We start from the raw sequence: 17,846 nt of genomic DNA on the forward strand, positions 1-17,846 counted from the left end.
AGGCGCACCGGCGCCGGGCCGCCCACCGTCATCGGGTGGGCGGCACGACGCCGGGACGGCTCAGTTGCTGGCCAGGCCCTGGGCCCACGGGTAGCCGGTGAGGAACGGGTCGGGCTCGATCGGCTGCCCCGAGCTCCACTCGGTGTAGAGCAGCCCGTCGGGGCCGATCTTGCCGATCAGCGCCGTCTTGGAGATGTGGTGGTTCTCCCCGTCGACCGTGACGGTGCCCTCCGGGGCGTCGAAGGTGACTCCGTCGGCCGCACCCTGGATCGAGGCGGTGTCGAACGCCTTGGCCTTCTCGGCCATCGCCTTCCACAGGTACAGCGAGGTGTAGGCGGCCTCCATCGGATCGGAGGTCACCCGGTCCTGGCCGTACTTGGCCTTGAACGCCTCGACGAACTTCTTGTTGGTCGGGGTGTCGATCGTCTCGAAGTAGTTCCAGGCGGCGAGCTGGCCCTGGACGTTGTCCAGACCGATGCCGCCGACCTCCTCCTCGGCGATCGAAACGCTCACCACGGGCATGGATTCCGGGGTCAGGCCGACGCTCTTGTACTGCTTGAAGAACGCCACGTTGGAGTCGCCGTTGAGGGTGTTGAAGACCGCGTCGGCGTCAGCGGACTGCACCTTGTTGACGATGGTGGAGAACTCGGTGTCGCCGAGCGGGGTGTACTCCTCACCCTTGATCTCCATGCCGTTGGCGGCGGCGTAGGCCTTGATGATCTTGTTCGCGGTCCGCGGGAACACGTAGTCGCTGCCCACCAGGAACAGGCTCTTGACGCCCATCTCCTTGAGGTAGTCCAGCGCGGGGACGATCTGCTGGTTGGTGGTGGCCCCGGTGTAGAAGATGTTCTTGCTGGCCTCCAGCCCCTCGTACTGGACCGGGTAGAACAGCAGCGAATTGTTGCCCTCGAAGACCGGCAGCATGGCCTTGCGCGAGGCCGAGGTCCAGCCGCCGAAGACGGCGGCGACACAGTCGGCCTGGATGAGCTTCTGGGCCTTCTCGGCGAACGTGGTCGGCTCGGAGGCGCCGTCCTCGCTGATGACGTCGAGCTGCTTGCCGTTGACCCCGCCGGCCGCGTTGATCTCGTCCGCGGCCATCTGCAGGGAGTCGTGCACGGTCTTCTCGCTGATGGCCATCGTCCCGGACAGCGAGTTCAGGAACCCGATCTTCACCGTGCTGCCCGAGGTGTCGACGCAGGACTTCCCGGCCGAGGTGGCGGCCACGGTGGCGCCGGCCGACCCACTGGACGCGGATTCGCCGACCTTGGACCCGCAGGCGGTCAGGGCCAGACCGGCGGTGAGCAGGGTGGCGACGGCCACGCCGCGGCGGCGGGTGGACCCGGTCCGTCCGGGACGGAGGAGGGCGGCCAGTCGACCACCGGTGGACTCGATTCCCACGGCGACTTCCCTTTCGTCCGGGGGGCCGCGGCGCGTTCACGGCGCGGGCCCGGGAGGTCATGTCAGCCACCCTCGTACGAGGGGGCCGGCGAAGTGTTGACGCTGGAGTGCCGGTGCGGGACACCGGCGCGGAGCGGACTGTGGCACGGACGACGCACGGCTCCGTCGCCGCACGGACGAGCGGCAGCAACCGGCGGCTGACTGCGACATGCTCGGTGGGACAGCCGGTCTCACAGTTCGGACGACCAGGCTCAGGCGCGACGACCGGGTGGTGACCGGAACCGCCGCTCGGGCAGGACAGTAGGCACGCTGTGTTTCCGTCGGCACCCTGACGAGTTACGAGGGCATTGCCGCAAAGTCGCGAAAGCGTCACGGACCGTCACGCAACGCCCCGCCGCGGCCGGGTCAGGAGCGTCGATCGTCCCGCTCGGGGTGGGAGGTCGCCCGGAGCCGGTCCACCCGGTGGGCGGCATCGGCGCGGACGGCGGCCTCGTCGAGCGTGGTCAGGCGGCCCGCCCGCAGCAGCCCGCGCCCCGCGACGAACAGATCGGTCACCGCCGCGCCGGTGGTCGCGAAGGCCAGCAGGGCCACCGGGTCACCGAGCGGGACGCCCGCGGCCCGGTCCGTGCCCACCATCACCAGATCGGCCGGCTCGCCGACGGCCAGCCGGCCGGACAGCTCCGGGTGCAGCGCCGCCGCCCCACCGGCGGTCGCCATCCGCCAGGACGTCGCCCCCGACACCGCCGCCGGGTCCAGCGTGGTGCCGCGCGGCAACAGGGCGGCGAGCTTGAGTTCCTCGAACAGGTCCAGCGAGTTGTTGGACGCGGCCGAATCGGTGCCCAGACCCACCCGGACACCGCCGGACAGATACTCGGCGAGCGGGGCGATCCCGGCCCCCAGCTTGAGGTTGGACACCGGGTTGTGGGCGACGGTCACCCCGGCCCGGGCCAACAGCCCGACGTCGTCGCCGACCGGGTGGACGGCGTGCGCGACCAGCAGCCGCCCGTCGGTCAACCCGGCGTCCACGGCCCGGCCGATCGGTGACCGCCCGGTGTCGGCCACCGAGGCCCGCACCTCCGCCCGGGTCTCGGACAGATGGATGTGCACGTCCAGCCCGTCGCGGGACGACCGTCTGGCGACCTTGGCGATCAGCTCGTCACCGGCCGTGTAGAAGGCGTGCGGCCCGTACGACACCCGCACGGTCCGCTCACCGCGGAACGCGGCGGCCAGAGCCGCCGTGCGGTGCAGGACGTCCGCGCCGGTCTCCGTCGTGGCCGCCGGATAGCCCACCGCATCCGCACCGAAGATGGCGGTGGCGGCGTTCACCCGCAACCCGGCGGACACCACGTCACCGAGCAGCGTCTCGTCCCACAGGTACATGTCGCAGAAACCGACGGTGCCGCTGCGGATCATCTCCGCCATGGCCAGGGCCAGACCGGCCCGGACGTCGGCGTGGGTCATGCCCACCTCGAGCCCACGGACCGCGGCCAGCCAGCTCGGAAAATCGGCGTCGTCGCTCGCGCCGCGCAGCAGGGACATCGCCGCGTGCCCGTGGGTGTTCACCAGGCCGGGCGCGACGATGCGGTCGCGCCCGTCGATGCTGTCGACCCGACCCGGTCGCGTCGGCCCCAGATAGGTCACGCGACCGCTGCCGGCGTCGAACGCGATCTCGGCATCGGTCACCACCGTGTCGGCATCGACCACCACGGTGGTGCCGACGATCCGGGTCTGCTGCGCCATCAGGCGTCCCTGGACCCTCGGGTCAGGCGGTCGGGACCGACATGGCCTTCCACTGGTCCCACGGCATGGCCCACAGGTACCAGTCGCCGTCCTCCGGACCGAGCTGCACGTCGGTGCCGCTGATCTCGACCGGGTCGCCGTAGAGCGCGGTATTGAAGTACTTCTCGCCGTTCTCCAGCGAGAGGTTGATGCAGCCGTGGGTGACGTTGGTGTTGCCCTGGGCGTCGACGCTGTTGGGGTTGGAGTGGATGAACTCGCCGTTGTTGCTGATGCGGACGGCCCACTTCTGCAGGCTGTTGGTGTAGCCGTACCGCGGGTTGTTCATCAGGTATTCGGCGTCCTTGCTCATCACGACGTGCGTGCCCGAGCGGGTGATCAGGTTCGGGTCGGGCTGGCCGTCCGGGCCGACACCGCGACCGTAGGAGGCGGGGTAGGTCGCCACCACGTTGCCGTCCTGCTTGACGATCATCTCCTTGGAGTTCACGTCGGCGACGACCACCTGGTTGCGGCCGATGGTGAAGTCACTGGTGATGTCGGAAGCGCCGTAGGCGTCGTCGGTCAGCTTGGCGCCGTAGAGCTTGGCCTCCACGTGCACCTTGGTGCCGGCCGGCCAGTAGTCCTTGGTGCGATAGACCATCGCCCAGCGGCCGTCGTCCAGCTTCAGCCAGGCCCACGCGCCCTCGACCGCGGGCTCGGTGGTGATGCTGACGAGCTTCTGGATGGCCGCCCGGTCCTGCGGCTCGGCGCCGAAGCTGATGGAGATGGGAACCGCCACACCGACCTGCTCGTCGTCGGACGGGCGGATGGTGTTGCGGACCTGGGTGTCGGTGCCCACGGTGGTGTACGTGCCGGAGATCGGCACCTGACGCCCGTCGGCACCGGTGGCCATACCGGCGACCGTGTACACCTTGCCGAAGCCGAGCGGCTCGCCGACCGACCAGGACGCGCCGTCCGCGGCGATCGCGCCGGCCACCACCTTGCCGTCCGGATTGGTCATGGTCAGGTCGGTGATCTTGCCGTCGGTCACCGACACGGTGATGGGTTCCGCCGGGGAGACCCCGGTGGAACCGAAGGCCGGGGTGGAGGCGATCTGGGCGGCCGGCTGGGCCGACGAGGACGTGATCGGTGCGGCCGAGGACGATGCGTCGGCCGACGTGGGCGGCTGACCAGCGGTGCTGGTGACCGTCACGTCGCCACCGAGGGAACCGGAGCTGCACCCGGCGACCAGGGTGACGGCCAGCAGCAGCGACGCCGCGCCCGCCAGCAGCGACCGGCGCCGCGACGCGACCCGACGACGTGTCGAAAGCAGATGCATGGTGTTCCCAGCCCCCGAGTTCCCGGCGCGCACGGTTGTGACCGCCCGGTTCAGGGTAACGGCGCGCGACCGGTAGGCCGGGGAACCGCGAACCCCACGCGCGCCCGGCGGCTCGACCGGGCGCGCCGGGGGGTCAGCGGAAGAGGCGACGGATGGTCAGCAGGCCGATCAGCACGCCCACCGCGACGAGGGAGTACTTCACCTTCGGCTCGGCGAAGGTCGCGGTCAGGCTCTGCTTGCCCTGTTCGACGACCCGCGCCGGGTTCGCCCGGTTGGTCAACTCGTCGACCGCGCTGGCGAGCGAGTCACGTGCCCGCTCGATCTCGGCCTGAATGGTTTCCGCGTCGCGGGCCACCGCGCCTCCCAAGTACTCGCTCTTCGCCGGTCGCACGGACGGCGGTGATCTGGACAGTCCACGGGTGAGACGGCTCGTCAGTACCCGGAACCCGGGATCCCAGCGGACCGGTTCCGATCCGACTGGATCGTCCGGTGAGCCACCCGCCGCACTACCCTAGCCGCCATGACGACCACCGATGTCGGTGGTGTGGCCATCGGCGACACCGCTCCCGCCTTCACCCTGCCCGACGCCGACGGCACCGACGTGTCGCTGTCCGACTTTGCCGGACGGCGGGTGATCGTGTACTTCTACCCGGCCGCCATGACCCCCGGCTGCACCACCGAGGCCTGTGAGTTCTCCGGAGCGCGGGAGTCCCTCGACACCGCCGGTTATGCGGTAATCGGCATCTCGCCGGACGCACCCGGCAAGCTGGCGACCTTCCGGACCAAGGAGGACCTGCAGATCACCCTGCTGTCCGATCCGGACCGGGATGTGCTGCGCGCCTACGGGGCGTTCGGCGAGAAGAAGCAGTACGGCAAGACCGTTCAGGGAGTCATCCGATCGACCTTCGTCATCGGGCCCGACGGCCGCATCGAGCAGGCGTGGCGCAACGTCAAGGCGACCGGACACGTCGGCCGGGTGCTGCGGGAGCTGGGCATCTCCGCCTGATCGGTCCCCGGTCCGGCCGGGACCCGCTGGGGGCCACGCGCCGGGCGGTCGCCGCTAAGCTGCGGTGATCGCGCGGCGCGTCCCCTCTCGCCACGCAGCGGGGCCGTAGCCCAATTGGCAGAGGCACACGGTTTAGGTCCGTGCCAGTGTGGGTTCGAGTCCCACCGGCCCCACCCCGCCCTCGACACCTCCTGGTGACGCAACGGCACCACGCGCTGACCGAGTGTTACGTTCCGGCGCGTGCGACTGACCCGGGCCCACCTGTTCTCGGTCTGCGACATCGCCGCCACCGGCCTGTTCGCGGTCGAGGGCGCGATGGTCGCCGCCCGCGCCGGCCTGGATCTCTTCGGCATCCTCGTCATCGCCTTCGTGAGTTCGCTGGTCGGCGGGATCACCCGTGATCTGCTGCTCGGGGACACCCCGCCGGCCTCGCTGCGCCGGGCCACGTACCCCATCCTGGCGCTGGTCGCCGCGGTGACCGTGGCCATCGGATTCCACGTCATCGAGTCCGTGCCCCGGCTCGTCCTGGTCGTCCCGGACGCGGCCGGTCTCGGTCTCTTCGCTGTTCTCGGCGTGACGAAAGCCCTCGACTTCAAGGTCATCCCGGTGGCGGCCGTTCTGCTGGGTACCGTCTCGGCCGTCGGCGGCGGAGTCGTGCGGGATGTCCTGCTCGACCAGGTTCCGGGCATCCTGCGCGAAGACATCTACGCTCTCGCCGCCGCCGCTGGAGCGATCACCACCGTGCTGGCCCTGCGAGCCGGCGCGCCCCGCGGGTGGGCCATGACCATGGGGTTCGCCGTCTGCTTCGCGTTGCGCCTGGCCTCCGTGCTGCTCGGGTGGCAGCTGCCCCGCCTGCAGTAGGAGATGGCATCCACCCCCGACACGCCGTCACCGCTGCGAGTCGGACGGTGACCGGCAGCCGACGATGGACACCACGCACGGCAGCCGTCCCGCTGCCCCGGTTCCTCGGAGGGCTTCCCATGACCACCTCGGACACCTCCCGGACCTCCAGCGGCTCCGGCACGGACCACTCGACCTCCTTCCCGTCCCATCTCTCAGGCGAGGGGTCGGCCGACGACACCCGCACGTCAGCCTGGTCGGGAAGCCCGTACGAGCCGCTGCCCGCGGATTCCACCTACGCCGACTACAGCTCGAGCGGCTCCACCGACACGGCCTACTCGCCGAGCGTCTACGTCCCCCCACCCGCCGACGCCGAGACGCCCACCCCCACCGGCGGCCGGCGGACCAGGGCCCGCTTTGTCGCCGCCCTCGTCGGCGGGGTCGCCGGTCTGCTGCTCGTCGCCGGCGGGCTGTACCTGATCGGCCGGTTCGGTCTCCAGGTGCACGACGCCATGGTCACCAGCCGCGGAGCCACCGACCCCTGGGACGTCACCCTGACCATCCTCGGCGGCGGCCTCATCCTGCTGGCCACCCTGCTCAACGGCTGGACGCCGTGGGCGACCCTCGTCCCGGGACTCGTCCTCACCGGGGCCGGCGTGTGGTCGCTGGTCACCTACGACGGCGCCGACCGGGTGGCCACCACCATCGACACCGTCTTCGCCCGCCCCGAGATCGTCCTGTGGGGCGTCAACGGGTGGGTCCTCGGTCTGGGCGCCGTGCTGCTCGCTTCTTCCGGGGCCGCGATCATCGCGCGGGCGGCCGGTCGTCGCCGAGGTCGCCCCGGGCAGTGACCCTCGGCATAGCACACGACAAAGGAGCGGCCCCGGGTGACCGGGGCCGCTTTCTCGTTCCGTCAGGACAGCAGCGCGACCCGCAGCTGCGGCAACAGCGCCCGGATGGCCCGACCCCGGTGCGACAGGCGGTCCTTCTCGGCCGGGTCCAGTTCCGCCGACGTCCGGCCGTCGCCGGCCTCGTCGCTCTCGGTGGGGACGAACAACGGGTCGTAGCCGAAACCGTTCACGCCGGTCGCCGAACGGACGATCCGGCCCCGCCACTCGCCCCGCACCACCACGGGCTTGCGCCCGGGGACGGCCAGCGCCAGCGCGGACACGAACCCGGCACCCCGGCGTTCGTCGGGGACGTCGGCCAGCTGGGCCAGCAACAGGGCATTGTTGGCCTCGTCGGCGCCGTGGGTGCCAGACCATCGGGCCGACAGCACCCCGGGCATCCCGTTGAGCGCATCGACCTCGAGACCGGAATCGTCGGCCAACGAGATCTCGCCGGTCTCCCGGGCCGTCTGCACGGCCTTGATCAGCGCGTTCTCCTCGAAGGTCGCCCCGTCCTCCGGGAGCTCGGGGAAGTCCGGCACGTCGGCCAGGCCGAGCACAGTGACCTCCGCGCCCACGATGCGCTGCAGCTCCCGCAGTTTCTTGGCGTTCCGGGTGGCCAACAGAACCCGACCGGTCATCGGGCCGACCCGCCCTTCACCACGTCCGCAGCGACGATGCTCAAATTGCCGAGCGGCTCGGCGAGCGCCGCGCGCTGCAGCTCCGTGAGGCGTTCGATGCCGGCCAGCGCCAGATCCACCATCGTGTCGAGGGTCGAGCGTGCGAACGTCGCCCCCTCCCCCGTGCCCTGCACCTCGACCAGGGTCCCGGCATCCGTGGCCACCACGTTCATGTCGACCTCGGCCCGGGCATCCTCCTCGTAGGGCAGGTCCAGCCGGACCCGGCCCCCGACGACGCCGACCGAGATGGCGGCGATCTGGCAGGACAGCGGCTGCGGGTCGGACAGCAGCTTGCGCTCCCGCAGCAGGGTCACCGCGTCGGCCAGGGCGACGTACGCGCCGGTAATCGCTGCGGTGCGCGTGCCGCCGTCGGCCTGCAGGACATCGCAGTCCACCGCGATCGTGTTCTCCCCGAGCGCCTTCAGGTCCACGCACGCCCGCAGCGACCGGCCGATGAGCCGAGAGATCTCGTGGGTGCGACCGCCGACCCGGCCCTTGACCGACTCCCGGTCGCTGCGCTCGTTGGTCGCCGACGGCAGCATCGCGTACTCGGCGGTCAGCCACCCCAGGCCCGAACCCTTCCGCCAGCGCGGGACCCCCGGGGTCACCGACGCCGCGCACAACACCTTGGTGTCGCCGAACTCGACCAGCACCGACCCCGCCGGGTGCTTCTGGAACGCCCGGGTGAAACGCACCGGGCGCAGTTCGTCGTCCGCTCGACCGTCCGCTCTCGTCATGATCTGCAGGCTAGTGCCCGGGACCGACAGCACCGGTCGGACCCAGGCCGGGGAGGGGTCAGACCCGGGCACCCAGCCCGGCGACGGTCCCGATCTCCGGTCCGAGGAACCGCCGGCCCAGCCGGGTGAACGGCTCGGGGTCGCCGGTGGCCAGGAACTCGTGGGGCCCGTTCGGTGTGGCGCCGTCGGCCAGCAGGTCGAGCTCGGTCAACTTCCGGTACACGTCCTTGGCGGTCTCTTCGGCACTCGACACGAGCGTCACGCCCTCGCCCAACACCAGCGACAGCGCGCCGGTCAGCAGCGGGTAGTGGGTGCACCCGAGCACCACCGTGTCGACCGCCGCGCCCTGCAGCGGAGCCAGGTAGGCCTGGGCCAGCCCGATGACCTGCCGACCCGAGGTGATGCCACGTTCCACGAAGTCCACGAACGACGGACAGGCCAGGGCGTGCACGCGGACCGGGCTGGCGTCGAACGCGTCCTGGTAGGCCCCCGAAGCGATGGTCGCGGACGTGCCGAGCACCCCGACCTCGCCGGAGCGGGTGACCGCGACGGCCCGTCGCACGGCCGGCCGGATCACCTCGATGACGGGGACGTCGTACCGTTCGCGGGCGTCGGCCAGGCACGCGGCCGACGCGGTGTTGCAGGCGATCACCAGGGCCTTGACGCCGCTCTCGACCAGCTCGTCGGCCACCGCCAGGGCGTGCCGGCGGACCTGCGCGATCGGCAGCGGACCGTAGGGGCCGTTGGCGGTGTCGCCGACGTAGCGGACCCGCTCGGCCGGCAGCTGGTCGATGATGGCCCGGGCGACGGTCAGTCCGCCCACCCCCGAGTCGAAGACCCCGATGGGCGCCTGCTGACGCGCGCTGCTCACGGTGATCGACGGTACCCGGCGGCGGACCGTCAGCCGGGTTGCCGCCGGCGGTAGCGGACGTGGGTCGTCAACGGCGAGTGCAGGACCTCCACCGGTTCGAAATCGAAGTCGCGCACCCCGTCGAAGAGGCTCTCGCCGCCGCCCAGCAGCACGGGGGCGATGTCCAGGGTGAGTTCGTCGACCACGCCGGCGTTCAGGGCCTGCCGGACGGTCGAGGCACCGCCGGCGATGTCGACCCCGCCGTCCCCACCACCGGCCGCCGCCGCCTCCCTCGCCTGGGCGTAGGCGGCGTCGAACCCGTCGGTGACGAAGTGGAAGGTCGTGCCGCCCTGCATCTCGATCGGCTCCCGCTCGTGGTGGGTGAGGACGAAGACCGGTGCGTGATAGGGCGGCTCGGGTCCCCACCAGCCGTCCCAGGGCTCGTCCCACCCGCCGCGGATCGGCCCGAACATATTGCGGCCCATGACGTACGCGCCGCGGGGGCGCATCAGCCAACTGGTGGCGGTGCGGTCGGCCTCGGTGGCCCGGGGGTCCCCGATGTGCCAGCCGTGCAGCTCGTGCCCCCGCACACCCAGCGGGTGGTCACGACTCTGGTGGGGACCGGCACAGAACCCGTCCAGCGAGATCGACATGTGGCAGGTGGTGTCCGACATCGGCTGCTCCCGTGGGTGGTCGTCGGGCCATCCTGGCAGTGCCCACCGACAACCGGTATCCGCGCTACTCGAACTCCGATCCGTCCGTGACGGCGAGCCGGTCCCGGAACGCCTCCACCGTGCCCGGCCACAGCAGCGTCAGCCGACCGGAACGCCGGTCGACGTACCAGTTCTCGCAGCCCCCACGGACCCACGGCGTGTCCGCCGCGGCCGCGTCGATCTCGGCGGTCCAGGTCCGCTCGGCCTCCGGGCGGACCCGCAGCACCCCGTCCGCGCCCCGACGGTCCAGACAGCGCACGAGGTACCCGGCCTGCTCCTCCAGCATGAGTACCGACGAGTTGTGACCGAGCGAGGCGTTCGGCCCGTTGAGCACGAACAGGTTCGGGAAGCCGCTGACCACGGTGGACGCGAACGCGGTCATCCCGGTCGACCAGTGCTGGGCCAGCGTCTCGCCGCCTTCGCCGGTCACCAGCTCGGCATAGGGCTGACGGCTGGAGGCGAAACCGGTGGCCAGCACCAGGACATCGGCCCGGTGCCGGCGCCCGCTGTCGGCCACCAGGGTGTCCCCCGCCACCCGCACCAGCGCCGACGGCTCCAGCCGGACGGAGCCGTCGGCGAGCACCGGGTAGAAGTCGTCGGACAGCAGGACCCGTTTGCAGCCGAACGCATAGTCCGGGGTCAGCGCGGCCCGCAGAGCCGGGTCGGCGACCTGCGCGGCCAGGTGGGCCTGCGCGACCGCCTGGGCCCGGGCGGCGGCGGCCGGGTCGCCCGAGCGGGACGCGAACCGGTCCTCGCCCTCGGCGTAGAGCTCGGCGCGCAGGGCGGCGAGAGCCTGCGGATCGTCGTCGAAACGGTGCCGTTCGTCGTCGGTGTAGGGGCGGGCGCCGCGCGGCACGATCCAGGCGGGGGTCCGCTGGAACAGCGTGACCCGCCCGCCGGACGCGGCGGCGGCCCGGGCCAGTGGCGGCACCAGCTGCACCGCGCTGGCCCCGGTCCCGACGACCGCGACCCGGGCGCCGGCCAGGTCGACCGCGTGGTCCCAGCGGGCCGAGTGGAACGACGGCCCGGCAAAGCCGTCCAGGCCGGGGACGTCCGGGACGGTGGGCTCGGTCAGCCGCCCGCAGGCCAGCACCAGCACCGCGGCCCGGACCACCCGGGGACGGGCCCCGCCGACGGTGAGCCGCCAGTGCCGCTCGCTCCCGTCCCAGACCGCCGACCACAGGGGTGAGTCCAGTGCGGGGCGAATGCCCTCGGCCCGGGCGACATCCTCCAGATAGGAACGGATCTCGTCACCGGGCGCGTACACCGCCGACCAGTCCGGGTTGGGGTGCGCACGGAACCCGTACAGGTGGCTCGGCACGTCGCAGGCGATCCCGGGATAGGTGTTGTCCCGCCAGGTACCTCCCACGGCCCTCGCCCGCTCTAGCACCAGGACGTCGTCGTGGCCGGCCCGGCGCAGCGCCATCGCGGCGGCCAGGCCGGCGAAACCCGCACCCACCACCACGATCTCGGCCCGGTCGACCGAATCCGGCGGCGCGAGTCCAGCTTGGCCGGCCACACCCGCACAGGGGTCGCAGATCGCCGTCACGACACCCGGATCTTGCGGTCGGCGTCGGGTTCGCGGTAGTCCGTCGTCCGCTGGCGGAACGGCCGCAGCAGCCGCCCGGCGATCGCAGCGGCGTCGGGAAGCGGCAATTCGTGGCCGTGTTCGATGCCGGCGTCCGGCCGCACCCGGCCGTCCAGCAGCGTGCCGCCCAGATCGTTGCCGCCGGCACCGAGCAGCAGCGCCGCGACGTCCCGGCCGAGCCGGGTCCACGGGATCTGGATGTTGGCGATGCTCCCGGACAGGGCCAGCCGGGCCACCGCGACCATGGCCCGGTGCTCGTCGACCGCGGAACGCCCGTCGACCAGCGGCACCCCGCCGGCCGGACCGGGCAGCGGGATCGGCACGAACTCGGAGAACCCGCCGGTCGACCCCTGGATGTCCCGCAGCTCCCGCAGGTGGGCCACCCGCTCGGCGGCGGTCTCGACGTGTCCGTAGAACAGCACCGCGGTGGAGCGGAAACCGGCCCGGTGGGCCGCGGTGAGCGTCTCGCGCCAGGCGGCGATCTCGAGGTCGCCCGGCGCCACCAGACGACGGACCCGCTCACTGAGCACCTTGACCCCCGTACCGGGGACGGTGTCGACCCCGGCCTCCCGCATCGCGGCGAGCGCACCGGTGAGCCCGAGACCGCCGCGATCGGCCAGGTCACGGACATCCTCCGGGCGGAGGGCGTGGACATGCATCCGCGGCGTGGTAACCCGGATGGTGCGGACGATGTCCAGGTAGCCGGACGGGTCCTCACTGTCGGGCAGCCGGCCCTGCGTGCAGATCTCCGTGCAGCCCAGGTCCCAGGCGTCGGCGGCGATGGCGGCGACCTCGTCCCGGGTGAACTCCCCCGGGCCGTCGGCGACCCCGCCGCGCCGGTACCCCGACGACGTCAGGTTGCGGTTGACGACCAGGCTGACCGCCTCACCGACGGTATACCGCCGGACGTCGTCGGCGACCGCGGTCAGCGCGTCCAGCTCCGGGCCCTGGGCCTGCAGCAGGCGGACCCACCCGTCGTCGTCCAGGGCCAGCGGGTCGGTCGCCGCCGTCTCGGCCAACGTCCCGACCGTGCGCGCGGGGCGACTCCCGGAGCGAGCGGCGGCGGAGTCGGACGACACCGGTCCAGCATGCCCCCGGATCGCGGCCAGGCCGGTGGTCGGATCGGCCAGCTCCTGGACCGGCGGATGCAGCCGGGCGTCGATCCAGGCGTCGGCCTCCAGCACATAGGGCGGCTGGGCGGTCAACCGCTCGGTCAGCGTGAAACCCAGGTCGGCCGTCCGAGCGGCCAGATCGTCCAGGTGTGGCCACGGCCGTTCCGGGTTGACGTGGTCGGCCGTCAGCGGTGACACCCCGCCCCAGTCGTCGGCCCCGGCCGCCACCAGGAGGGCGAACTCGGCCGGGTCCGACAGGTTAGGGGGGACCTGGATCCGCATGTCCGGGCCCATCACCAGCCGGGCGACGGCCACCGCGGCCAGGTACTCGGACAGCTCGGCGTCCGGCGCTCCACGCATGGCCGTCCGCGGTTTGGCCCGGAAGTTCTGGACGATGACCTCCTGGACGTGCCCCCACTGTCGATGCACGTCGCGGATCGCCAGCAGCGATTCGGCCCGGTCGCGCAACGTCTCGCCGATGCCGACCAGGATGCCGGTGGTGAACGGGACGCGGGCCCGGCCGGCGTCCTCCAGCACTTGCAGCCGGACGGCGGGATCCTTGTCCGGTGAGCCGAAGTGCACCTGGCCGGGCTCGGTGAACAACTCCCGGGAGGTGGTCTCCAGCATCATGCCCATCGACGGTGCGGTCGGCCGGAGCGCGACCAGTTCGTCGTAGGACAGCACGCCCGGGTTGAGGTGGGCGAGCAGCCCGGTCTCGGCGGTGATTGACCGGGCGATGTGGGCGACGTAGTCCAGGGTCGAGGCGTAGCCGTGCTCGTCGAGCCAGGCCCGGGCGGCCGGCCAACGGTCCTCCGGGCGGTCCCCCAACGTCAGCAGCGCCTCCTTGCAGCCCAGGGCGGCGCCCTGCCGCACGACGGCCAGCACCTGCTCGGGCGACATGTACACGGGTTTGTGCAGCTTGAGCAGCTGGGCGGGGGTGTCGACGAAGACGCAGTAGTGACAGCGGTCCCGGCACAGCGTGGTCAGCGGGACGAACACTTTCCGCGAGTAGGTGATGAGCCCCGGTCGGCCGGCGGCGGCCAGCCCGGCGTCGCGCACCCGGCCGGCTCGAGCCAGTAGTGCGGTCAGGCTGTCCCCGGTCGCGGCGAGCAGCTGCTCGGCCTCCTCGACCGTGTGGATGAGATCCGCCGGCGGGCCGGACGCACCTGCGGGGTGGGTCAGTGGATCGATGAACACACCCCGACGATAGGCCGCTCGGCGACCGGCCCGATCAGACGGCGATGGCCTTGCGTCGCGCCCGGTCCGCCCCGCTGACCAGGAAGGCGGCCAGCACGCCGGCCAACGCCCCACAGAGGTGGGCCTGCCAGGAGATCGTGACGACCGAGGTGAGGTCGGCCGCGGCCGGCCGGACGATGCCCGTCCAGAACAGGCTGCCCCACACGGCGAGAAGCACGATGCCGAGCAGGATGTGCTTCCAGGACCGGGTGAATACCCCACGAGCGATGAGGAACGCCAGCCACCCGAAGACGACACCGGACGCGCCGACGGTCACCGAGTTGGACGGCGAGATCAGCCAGACCCCGAGCCCGGACAGCAACCACACCAGCACGGTGACGGCGACGAACTGCTTCATGCCGCCGACCGAGATGAGCACGCCCAGGATGATCAGCGGCACGATATTGGCCAGCAGGTGCTGCCAGTTGTAGTGCACCAGTGGTGCGGTGAGAATGCTCCACAAGTCGCTGAGCGAGCGCGGCTCGATCCCCCAACTCGTGGCGAGCCGGCCGCCCATCGCCCAGTTGACGATCTGGATGACCACCATCGCCAGGGCCAGCACGCCGACGGTGATCGCGGCGGCGCGCAGGTTCTCCGGCAGCAGCCCGGGCTTCTTCGCCGGGGCGGTGGACCCCGTCGGCACGACCGGTGCCGAGAAACCACCGGGCGGACCGGCCGAGTAGCTCCCGGGCGTGGACCCGTACGAATCGGCGGGCGGGAAACCGGGCGACGAGGTCATACCTCCCAGGCTACCGACGCAGCGTGGACCGGGGATCAGGGACAACCCTGAACGGGCGACCCCCGTCCGGAACGCCGCAGAGCCGGTCGTTCGCGCCGCTCCGTGGCCTCAGGCCCAGAGCTGGCCCTCCAGGCCCTTGGCCGCATCGGCGTCGTCGGCTGCCCCGTAGGCCCCGGTCGACAGGTACTTCCACCCGGCGTCGCACACCACGAAGGCGATGTCGGCACGGGCGTCCGCGCCACCGTCGCGCACGATGCGTGCCCCGATCCCCAGGGCGGCGTGCAGGATCGCCCCGGTCGAGATGCCGGCGAAGATGCCCTCGACCTCCATCAGCTCCCGGGTCCGTCGCACGGCGTCGTCCGGGCCCACCGAGAAACGGGACGTGAGGATGTCCGGGTCGTACAGCTCGGGGACGAACCCCTCGTCGAGATTGCGCAGCCCGTAGACCAGCTCGCCGTACCGCGGTTCGGCGGCGACGATGCCGATGTCCGGCACCTTCTCGCGCAGGAACCGGCCGACACCCATCAGCGTGCCGGTGGTGCCGAGACCGGCCACGAAATGCGTGATGGTCGGGAGATCGGCCAGCAGCTCTGGACCGGTCGTCTCGTAGTGCGCGGCCGCGTTCGCCGGGTTGCCGTACTGGTACAGCATCACCCAGTCCGGGTGGTCGGCGGCCAGCTGCTTGGCCATCGCCACGGCGGCGTTGGAGCCACCGACCGCGGGCGAGGAGATGATCTGCGCCCCGTAGGCGCGCAGCAGCAGCCGCCGCTCCTCGGAGGTGTTCTCCGGCATGACGCAGATCAGCCGGTAGCCCTTGACCTGGCAGACCATCGCCAGCGAAATGCCGGTGTTGCCGCTGGTGGGCTCGATGACCGTGCAGCCGGGCCGCAACAGCCCGGCCCGCTCGGCGTCGGCGACCATTTTCAGCGCCGGACGGTCCTTGATGGACCCGGTCGGGTTGCGGTCCTCGAGCTTGGCCCACAGGCGGACCGTCGGGGACGGCGACAGCCGCGGCAACCCCACCAGGGGGGTGCCGCCGACCGAGTCGATGAGGCTGTCGTACCGGGTCATCAGGACTCCAGGCGAAGTGACGATCGAGTGGCGGGCCGGGCCTCGCTCAGACAGACCCGCCGGCAACGGCGGGGAGGATGGTGACGGCGTCGCCCTCGGACAGCGTCGTGTCGAGGCCGCCGGTGAAGCGGACGTCCTCGTCGTTGACGTAGATGTTGACGAAGCGGTGCAGCGCCCCGTTCTTCACCAGGCGATCACCGAGGCCGGTGTAGCGGCTGTCCAGGTCGCTGATGACCTCGGCGAGGGTGGTGCCCTCGGCGGTGACGGTCTTCTCGCCCTTGGTGACGGGACGCAGGATCGTCGGCACGGAAACCGAGACGCTCATGGGCACTGACTCCTTGTGTGGCACGGGTGGCTGGGACTTCGGGTGGGTCGGCTTCCGCCCTGCTCGCCGGCACCGCGCACGGTGACGGCCAGCGGGGCGAGGCCCTACTCGACTGGAACGTCGGAGGGGGTCGAAATCATTTCCACCGGCTCCTCGGTGACCTGACCGTCGACGATCCGATAGGACCGGAACTCGACGTCGTCCGGGGAACGGGTGGACACCAGGACGTAGTGGGCCTGGGGTTCGCCGGCGTAGGAGATGTCCGTCCGACTGGGGTACGCCTCGGTCGCGGTGTGCGAGTGGTAGACGACCACGACCTCCTCGTCCGCGGCGGCCATCTCCTTGTACAGCCGCAGCTGTTCGCCGGAGTCGAAGCGGTAGAAGGTCGGGGACCGTTCCGCGTTGGTCATCCGCACCAGACGGGTGGGCCGGTCGGACCCCTCGGGCCCGGCGATGATGCCGCAGGCCTCGTCCGGATGATCGGCCCGAGCGTGCGCGACGATCTCGTCGACCATCGCGGTGGGGATGCGCAACACCGGCCCAGACTACCGAGGTGGCCGGTTCCCCCCGACCACGGAGCGTTGGTGGCCGCCCCGGGGGTCGGTGGGTCCGGTCACTCCAGGAGCGCCGTGACCAGCGAATCCTGGACGGCCGACAGCCAGCGGTACGTCGAGTACATGGACGCCTGCGGCGAATCGGGGTCGTCCGTCCCCGGCGGGTCGGTGTCGTCCTCGGTGATCTCCAGGCGGACCCCCAGCGCTAGGCGCACGTCGTTGAGGGCCTGAGACCAGGCCACCGCCGTGGCCTCGTCCAGCCGAACCTGTCCGCCGCTGCGCGGGAGGGTGTCCAGCAGAGTCATCGCGGCGGAGTCCTTGGCCGCGAGAAGCCCCGGCTCGTGCAACGACCGCAGACCACCGGACAGGTCGGCGTCGTCGACGGAGAAGTCGGGGAACAGCCGGGCGAGGACGGCGTCGGTCGGAGGTGTCGAACTGCCCACCGTGATCCCGGTCAGCTGGGCCAGGGGGTCGTCGGGTGAGGCGGACCGACGGTCGGCCAGGAGCTTGCGGACCTGATCGACCAGGTCGGCGATCAGAGCGGCCTCGGCGGTCTCGAAACCGGCCACGTACTTGCCGAACCGTCGGCGGAAGGGACGCATCGACCGGGCCGATCAGGAGTCCTGGGCCATGGTGGCCCACAGGCCGGCACCCTGGAGCTTGGCCACATCGGCCTCCATCTGCTCCCGGGGACCGCTCGACACCGTTGCCCGGCCCTTATGGTGCACGTCCAGCATGAGCGCGTGGGCCTTCGGACGGGGGTGGCCGAGCAACTTCTGGAACACCCAGGTGACGTACGACATCAGGTTGACCGGGTCGTTCCAGACGATGGTGACCCACGGCGCGTCCGGGTCGAGGACCGTGACCACACCGGTGACCTCGTCCTGGTCGGGGACGGCAGTCGGCGTCGCCGGGGAGGACACGCGCACCCTCGTACGGAAGGACACGTCAGCGGGCATGTGACCAGTTTCGCACGCGTTGCGGTCGGCGCGGCGCGGTCCCGACGCCCGGTGACCGCCGACCCCGACGCGGCGGCGGCTCGGCCCCGACGGTCC

At 71.6% G+C, this 17,846-nt stretch carries 19 protein-coding genes and 1 tRNA gene; 4 read left to right on the plus strand and 16 right to left on the minus strand.

What is annotated here, in order from left to right:
• Positions 1-60: 60 nt before the first annotated feature.
• The 4 genes from urtA to FDO65_RS06655 all read right to left on the minus strand — a co-directional run bounded on the left by urtA (position 61) and on the right by FDO65_RS06655 (position 4,808).
• Positions 61-1,320, minus strand: a complete 1,260-nt coding sequence (urtA, locus tag FDO65_RS06640; RefSeq protein WP_205849958.1) for an urea ABC transporter substrate-binding protein — start codon at positions 1,318-1,320, stop codon at positions 61-63.
• A gap of 483 nt (positions 1,321-1,803) precedes the next feature.
• Positions 1,804-3,138, minus strand: a complete 1,335-nt coding sequence (locus FDO65_RS06645; RefSeq protein ID WP_137448586.1) for an amidohydrolase family protein — start codon at positions 3,136-3,138, stop codon at positions 1,804-1,806.
• Between the two features lie 22 nt (positions 3,139-3,160).
• A complete protein-coding gene (locus tag FDO65_RS06650) occupies positions 3,161-4,453 on the minus strand; it encodes a L,D-transpeptidase (protein ID WP_137448587.1) in 1,293 nt (430 codons plus the stop codon).
• 133 nt (positions 4,454-4,586) lie between these two features.
• Positions 4,587-4,808 (minus strand): DUF3618 domain-containing protein, encoded by a 222-nt coding sequence (locus FDO65_RS06655; RefSeq protein ID WP_137448588.1) that lies wholly within the window; start codon positions 4,806-4,808, stop codon positions 4,587-4,589.
• Between the two features lie 165 nt (positions 4,809-4,973).
• On the opposite strand from FDO65_RS06655, the gene bcp reads away from it, so the two are divergent.
• The 4 genes from bcp (at position 4,974) to FDO65_RS06675 (ending at position 7,150) form a co-directional block, all read left to right on the plus strand.
• Complete coding sequence (bcp, locus tag FDO65_RS06660) at positions 4,974-5,459, plus strand: thioredoxin-dependent thiol peroxidase (protein WP_137448589.1); 486 nt, start codon at positions 4,974-4,976, stop codon at positions 5,457-5,459.
• 99 nt (positions 5,460-5,558) lie between these two features.
• A tRNA-Leu gene (locus FDO65_RS06665) sits at positions 5,559-5,632 on the plus strand.
• A gap of 67 nt (positions 5,633-5,699) precedes the next feature.
• Entirely contained in the window at positions 5,700-6,320 is a 621-nt protein-coding gene (locus FDO65_RS06670; protein ID WP_137448590.1) for a trimeric intracellular cation channel family protein, read from the plus strand.
• Between the two features lie 119 nt (positions 6,321-6,439).
• A complete protein-coding gene (locus tag FDO65_RS06675) occupies positions 6,440-7,150 on the plus strand; it encodes a hypothetical protein (protein WP_137448591.1) in 711 nt (236 codons plus the stop codon).
• A gap of 62 nt (positions 7,151-7,212) precedes the next feature.
• Here the strand turns inward: FDO65_RS06675 and rdgB are convergent, their stop codons facing one another.
• The 12 genes from rdgB to clpS all read right to left on the minus strand — a co-directional run bounded on the left by rdgB (position 7,213) and on the right by clpS (position 17,750).
• Complete coding sequence (gene rdgB / locus FDO65_RS06680) at positions 7,213-7,827, minus strand: RdgB/HAM1 family non-canonical purine NTP pyrophosphatase (protein WP_137448592.1); 615 nt, start codon at positions 7,825-7,827, stop codon at positions 7,213-7,215.
• The gene (gene rph, locus FDO65_RS06685; RefSeq protein WP_137449561.1) at positions 7,824-8,606 is read right to left on the minus strand and encodes a ribonuclease PH; all 783 of its coding nucleotides are present in this window, start codon (positions 8,604-8,606) and stop codon (positions 7,824-7,826) included. Before rph ends, rdgB begins: the two co-directional genes overlap by 4 nt.
• 55 nt (positions 8,607-8,661) lie before the next feature.
• Positions 8,662-9,474, minus strand: coding sequence for a glutamate racemase (gene murI / locus FDO65_RS06690; protein ID WP_137448593.1), 813 nt, complete (start codon positions 9,472-9,474; stop codon positions 8,662-8,664).
• Positions 9,475-9,503: 29 nt separating this feature from the next.
• On the minus strand, positions 9,504-10,127 hold the full coding sequence (locus tag FDO65_RS06695; RefSeq protein ID WP_137448594.1) for a dihydrofolate reductase family protein: 624 nt from the start codon (positions 10,125-10,127) through the stop codon (positions 9,504-9,506).
• Positions 10,128-10,191: 64 nt separating this feature from the next.
• Positions 10,192-11,685, minus strand: coding sequence for a flavin-containing monooxygenase (locus FDO65_RS06700; RefSeq protein WP_205849822.1), 1,494 nt, complete (start codon positions 11,683-11,685; stop codon positions 10,192-10,194).
• Between the two features lie 26 nt (positions 11,686-11,711).
• Positions 11,712-14,048: a 7,8-didemethyl-8-hydroxy-5-deazariboflavin synthase CofG gene (cofG, locus tag FDO65_RS06705; protein ID WP_476739043.1), complete on the minus strand. Its 2,337-nt coding sequence runs from the start codon at positions 14,046-14,048 to the stop codon at positions 11,712-11,714.
• 49 nt (positions 14,049-14,097) lie between these two features.
• Entirely contained in the window at positions 14,098-14,841 is a 744-nt protein-coding gene (locus FDO65_RS06710) for a rhomboid family intramembrane serine protease (protein WP_205849823.1), read from the minus strand.
• A gap of 108 nt (positions 14,842-14,949) precedes the next feature.
• A complete protein-coding gene (locus tag FDO65_RS06715; protein WP_137448596.1) occupies positions 14,950-15,912 on the minus strand; it encodes a PLP-dependent cysteine synthase family protein in 963 nt (320 codons plus the stop codon).
• Positions 15,913-15,958: 46 nt separating this feature from the next.
• A complete protein-coding gene (locus FDO65_RS06720) occupies positions 15,959-16,237 on the minus strand; it encodes a MoaD family protein (protein ID WP_137448597.1) in 279 nt (92 codons plus the stop codon).
• Positions 16,238-16,341: 104 nt separating this feature from the next.
• Positions 16,342-16,773 (minus strand): M67 family metallopeptidase, encoded by a 432-nt coding sequence (locus FDO65_RS06725; RefSeq protein ID WP_137448598.1) that lies wholly within the window; start codon positions 16,771-16,773, stop codon positions 16,342-16,344.
• A 77-nt stretch (positions 16,774-16,850) separates the two neighbouring features.
• Positions 16,851-17,393 (minus strand): DUF2017 domain-containing protein, encoded by a 543-nt coding sequence (locus FDO65_RS06730; RefSeq protein WP_137448599.1) that lies wholly within the window; start codon positions 17,391-17,393, stop codon positions 16,851-16,853.
• 12 nt (positions 17,394-17,405) lie between these two features.
• Positions 17,406-17,750 carry an ATP-dependent Clp protease adapter ClpS gene (gene clpS, locus FDO65_RS06735; RefSeq protein ID WP_205849824.1) on the minus strand — a complete coding sequence of 115 codons (345 nt, stop codon included), beginning with the start codon at positions 17,748-17,750 and terminating at the stop codon, positions 17,406-17,408.
• Positions 17,751-17,846 lie beyond the last annotated feature (96 nt).

The organism is Nakamurella flava, assembly GCF_005298075.1.
GTDB classification, from domain to species: Bacteria; Actinomycetota; Actinomycetes; order Mycobacteriales; family Nakamurellaceae; genus Nakamurella; species Nakamurella flava.

Coding starts and splice junctions, on each gene's coding strand:
- FDO65_RS06645 (WP_137448586.1), bottom strand. CDS start 3,138: ATGGCGCAGCAGACCCGGATCGTCGGCACCACCGTGGTGGTCGATGCC.
- FDO65_RS06650 (WP_137448587.1), bottom strand. CDS start 4,453: ATGCATCTGCTTTCGACACGTCGTCGGGTCGCGTCGCGGCGCCGGTCG.
- bcp (WP_137448589.1), top strand. CDS start 4,974: ATGACGACCACCGATGTCGGTGGTGTGGCCATCGGCGACACCGCTCCC.
- FDO65_RS06675 (WP_137448591.1), top strand. CDS start 6,440: ATGACCACCTCGGACACCTCCCGGACCTCCAGCGGCTCCGGCACGGAC.
- rdgB (WP_137448592.1), bottom strand. CDS start 7,827: ATGACCGGTCGGGTTCTGTTGGCCACCCGGAACGCCAAGAAACTGCGG.
- FDO65_RS06695 (WP_137448594.1), bottom strand. CDS start 10,127: ATGTCGGACACCACCTGCCACATGTCGATCTCGCTGGACGGGTTCTGT.
- FDO65_RS06710 (WP_205849823.1), bottom strand. CDS start 14,841: ATGACCTCGTCGCCCGGTTTCCCGCCCGCCGATTCGTACGGGTCCACG.
- FDO65_RS06715 (WP_137448596.1), bottom strand. CDS start 15,912: ATGACCCGGTACGACAGCCTCATCGACTCGGTCGGCGGCACCCCCCTG.
- FDO65_RS06720 (WP_137448597.1), bottom strand. CDS start 16,237: ATGAGCGTCTCGGTTTCCGTGCCGACGATCCTGCGTCCCGTCACCAAG.
- FDO65_RS06730 (WP_137448599.1), bottom strand. CDS start 17,393: ATGCGTCCCTTCCGCCGACGGTTCGGCAAGTACGTGGCCGGTTTCGAG.
- clpS (WP_205849824.1), bottom strand. CDS start 17,750: ATGCCCGCTGACGTGTCCTTCCGTACGAGGGTGCGCGTGTCCTCCCCG.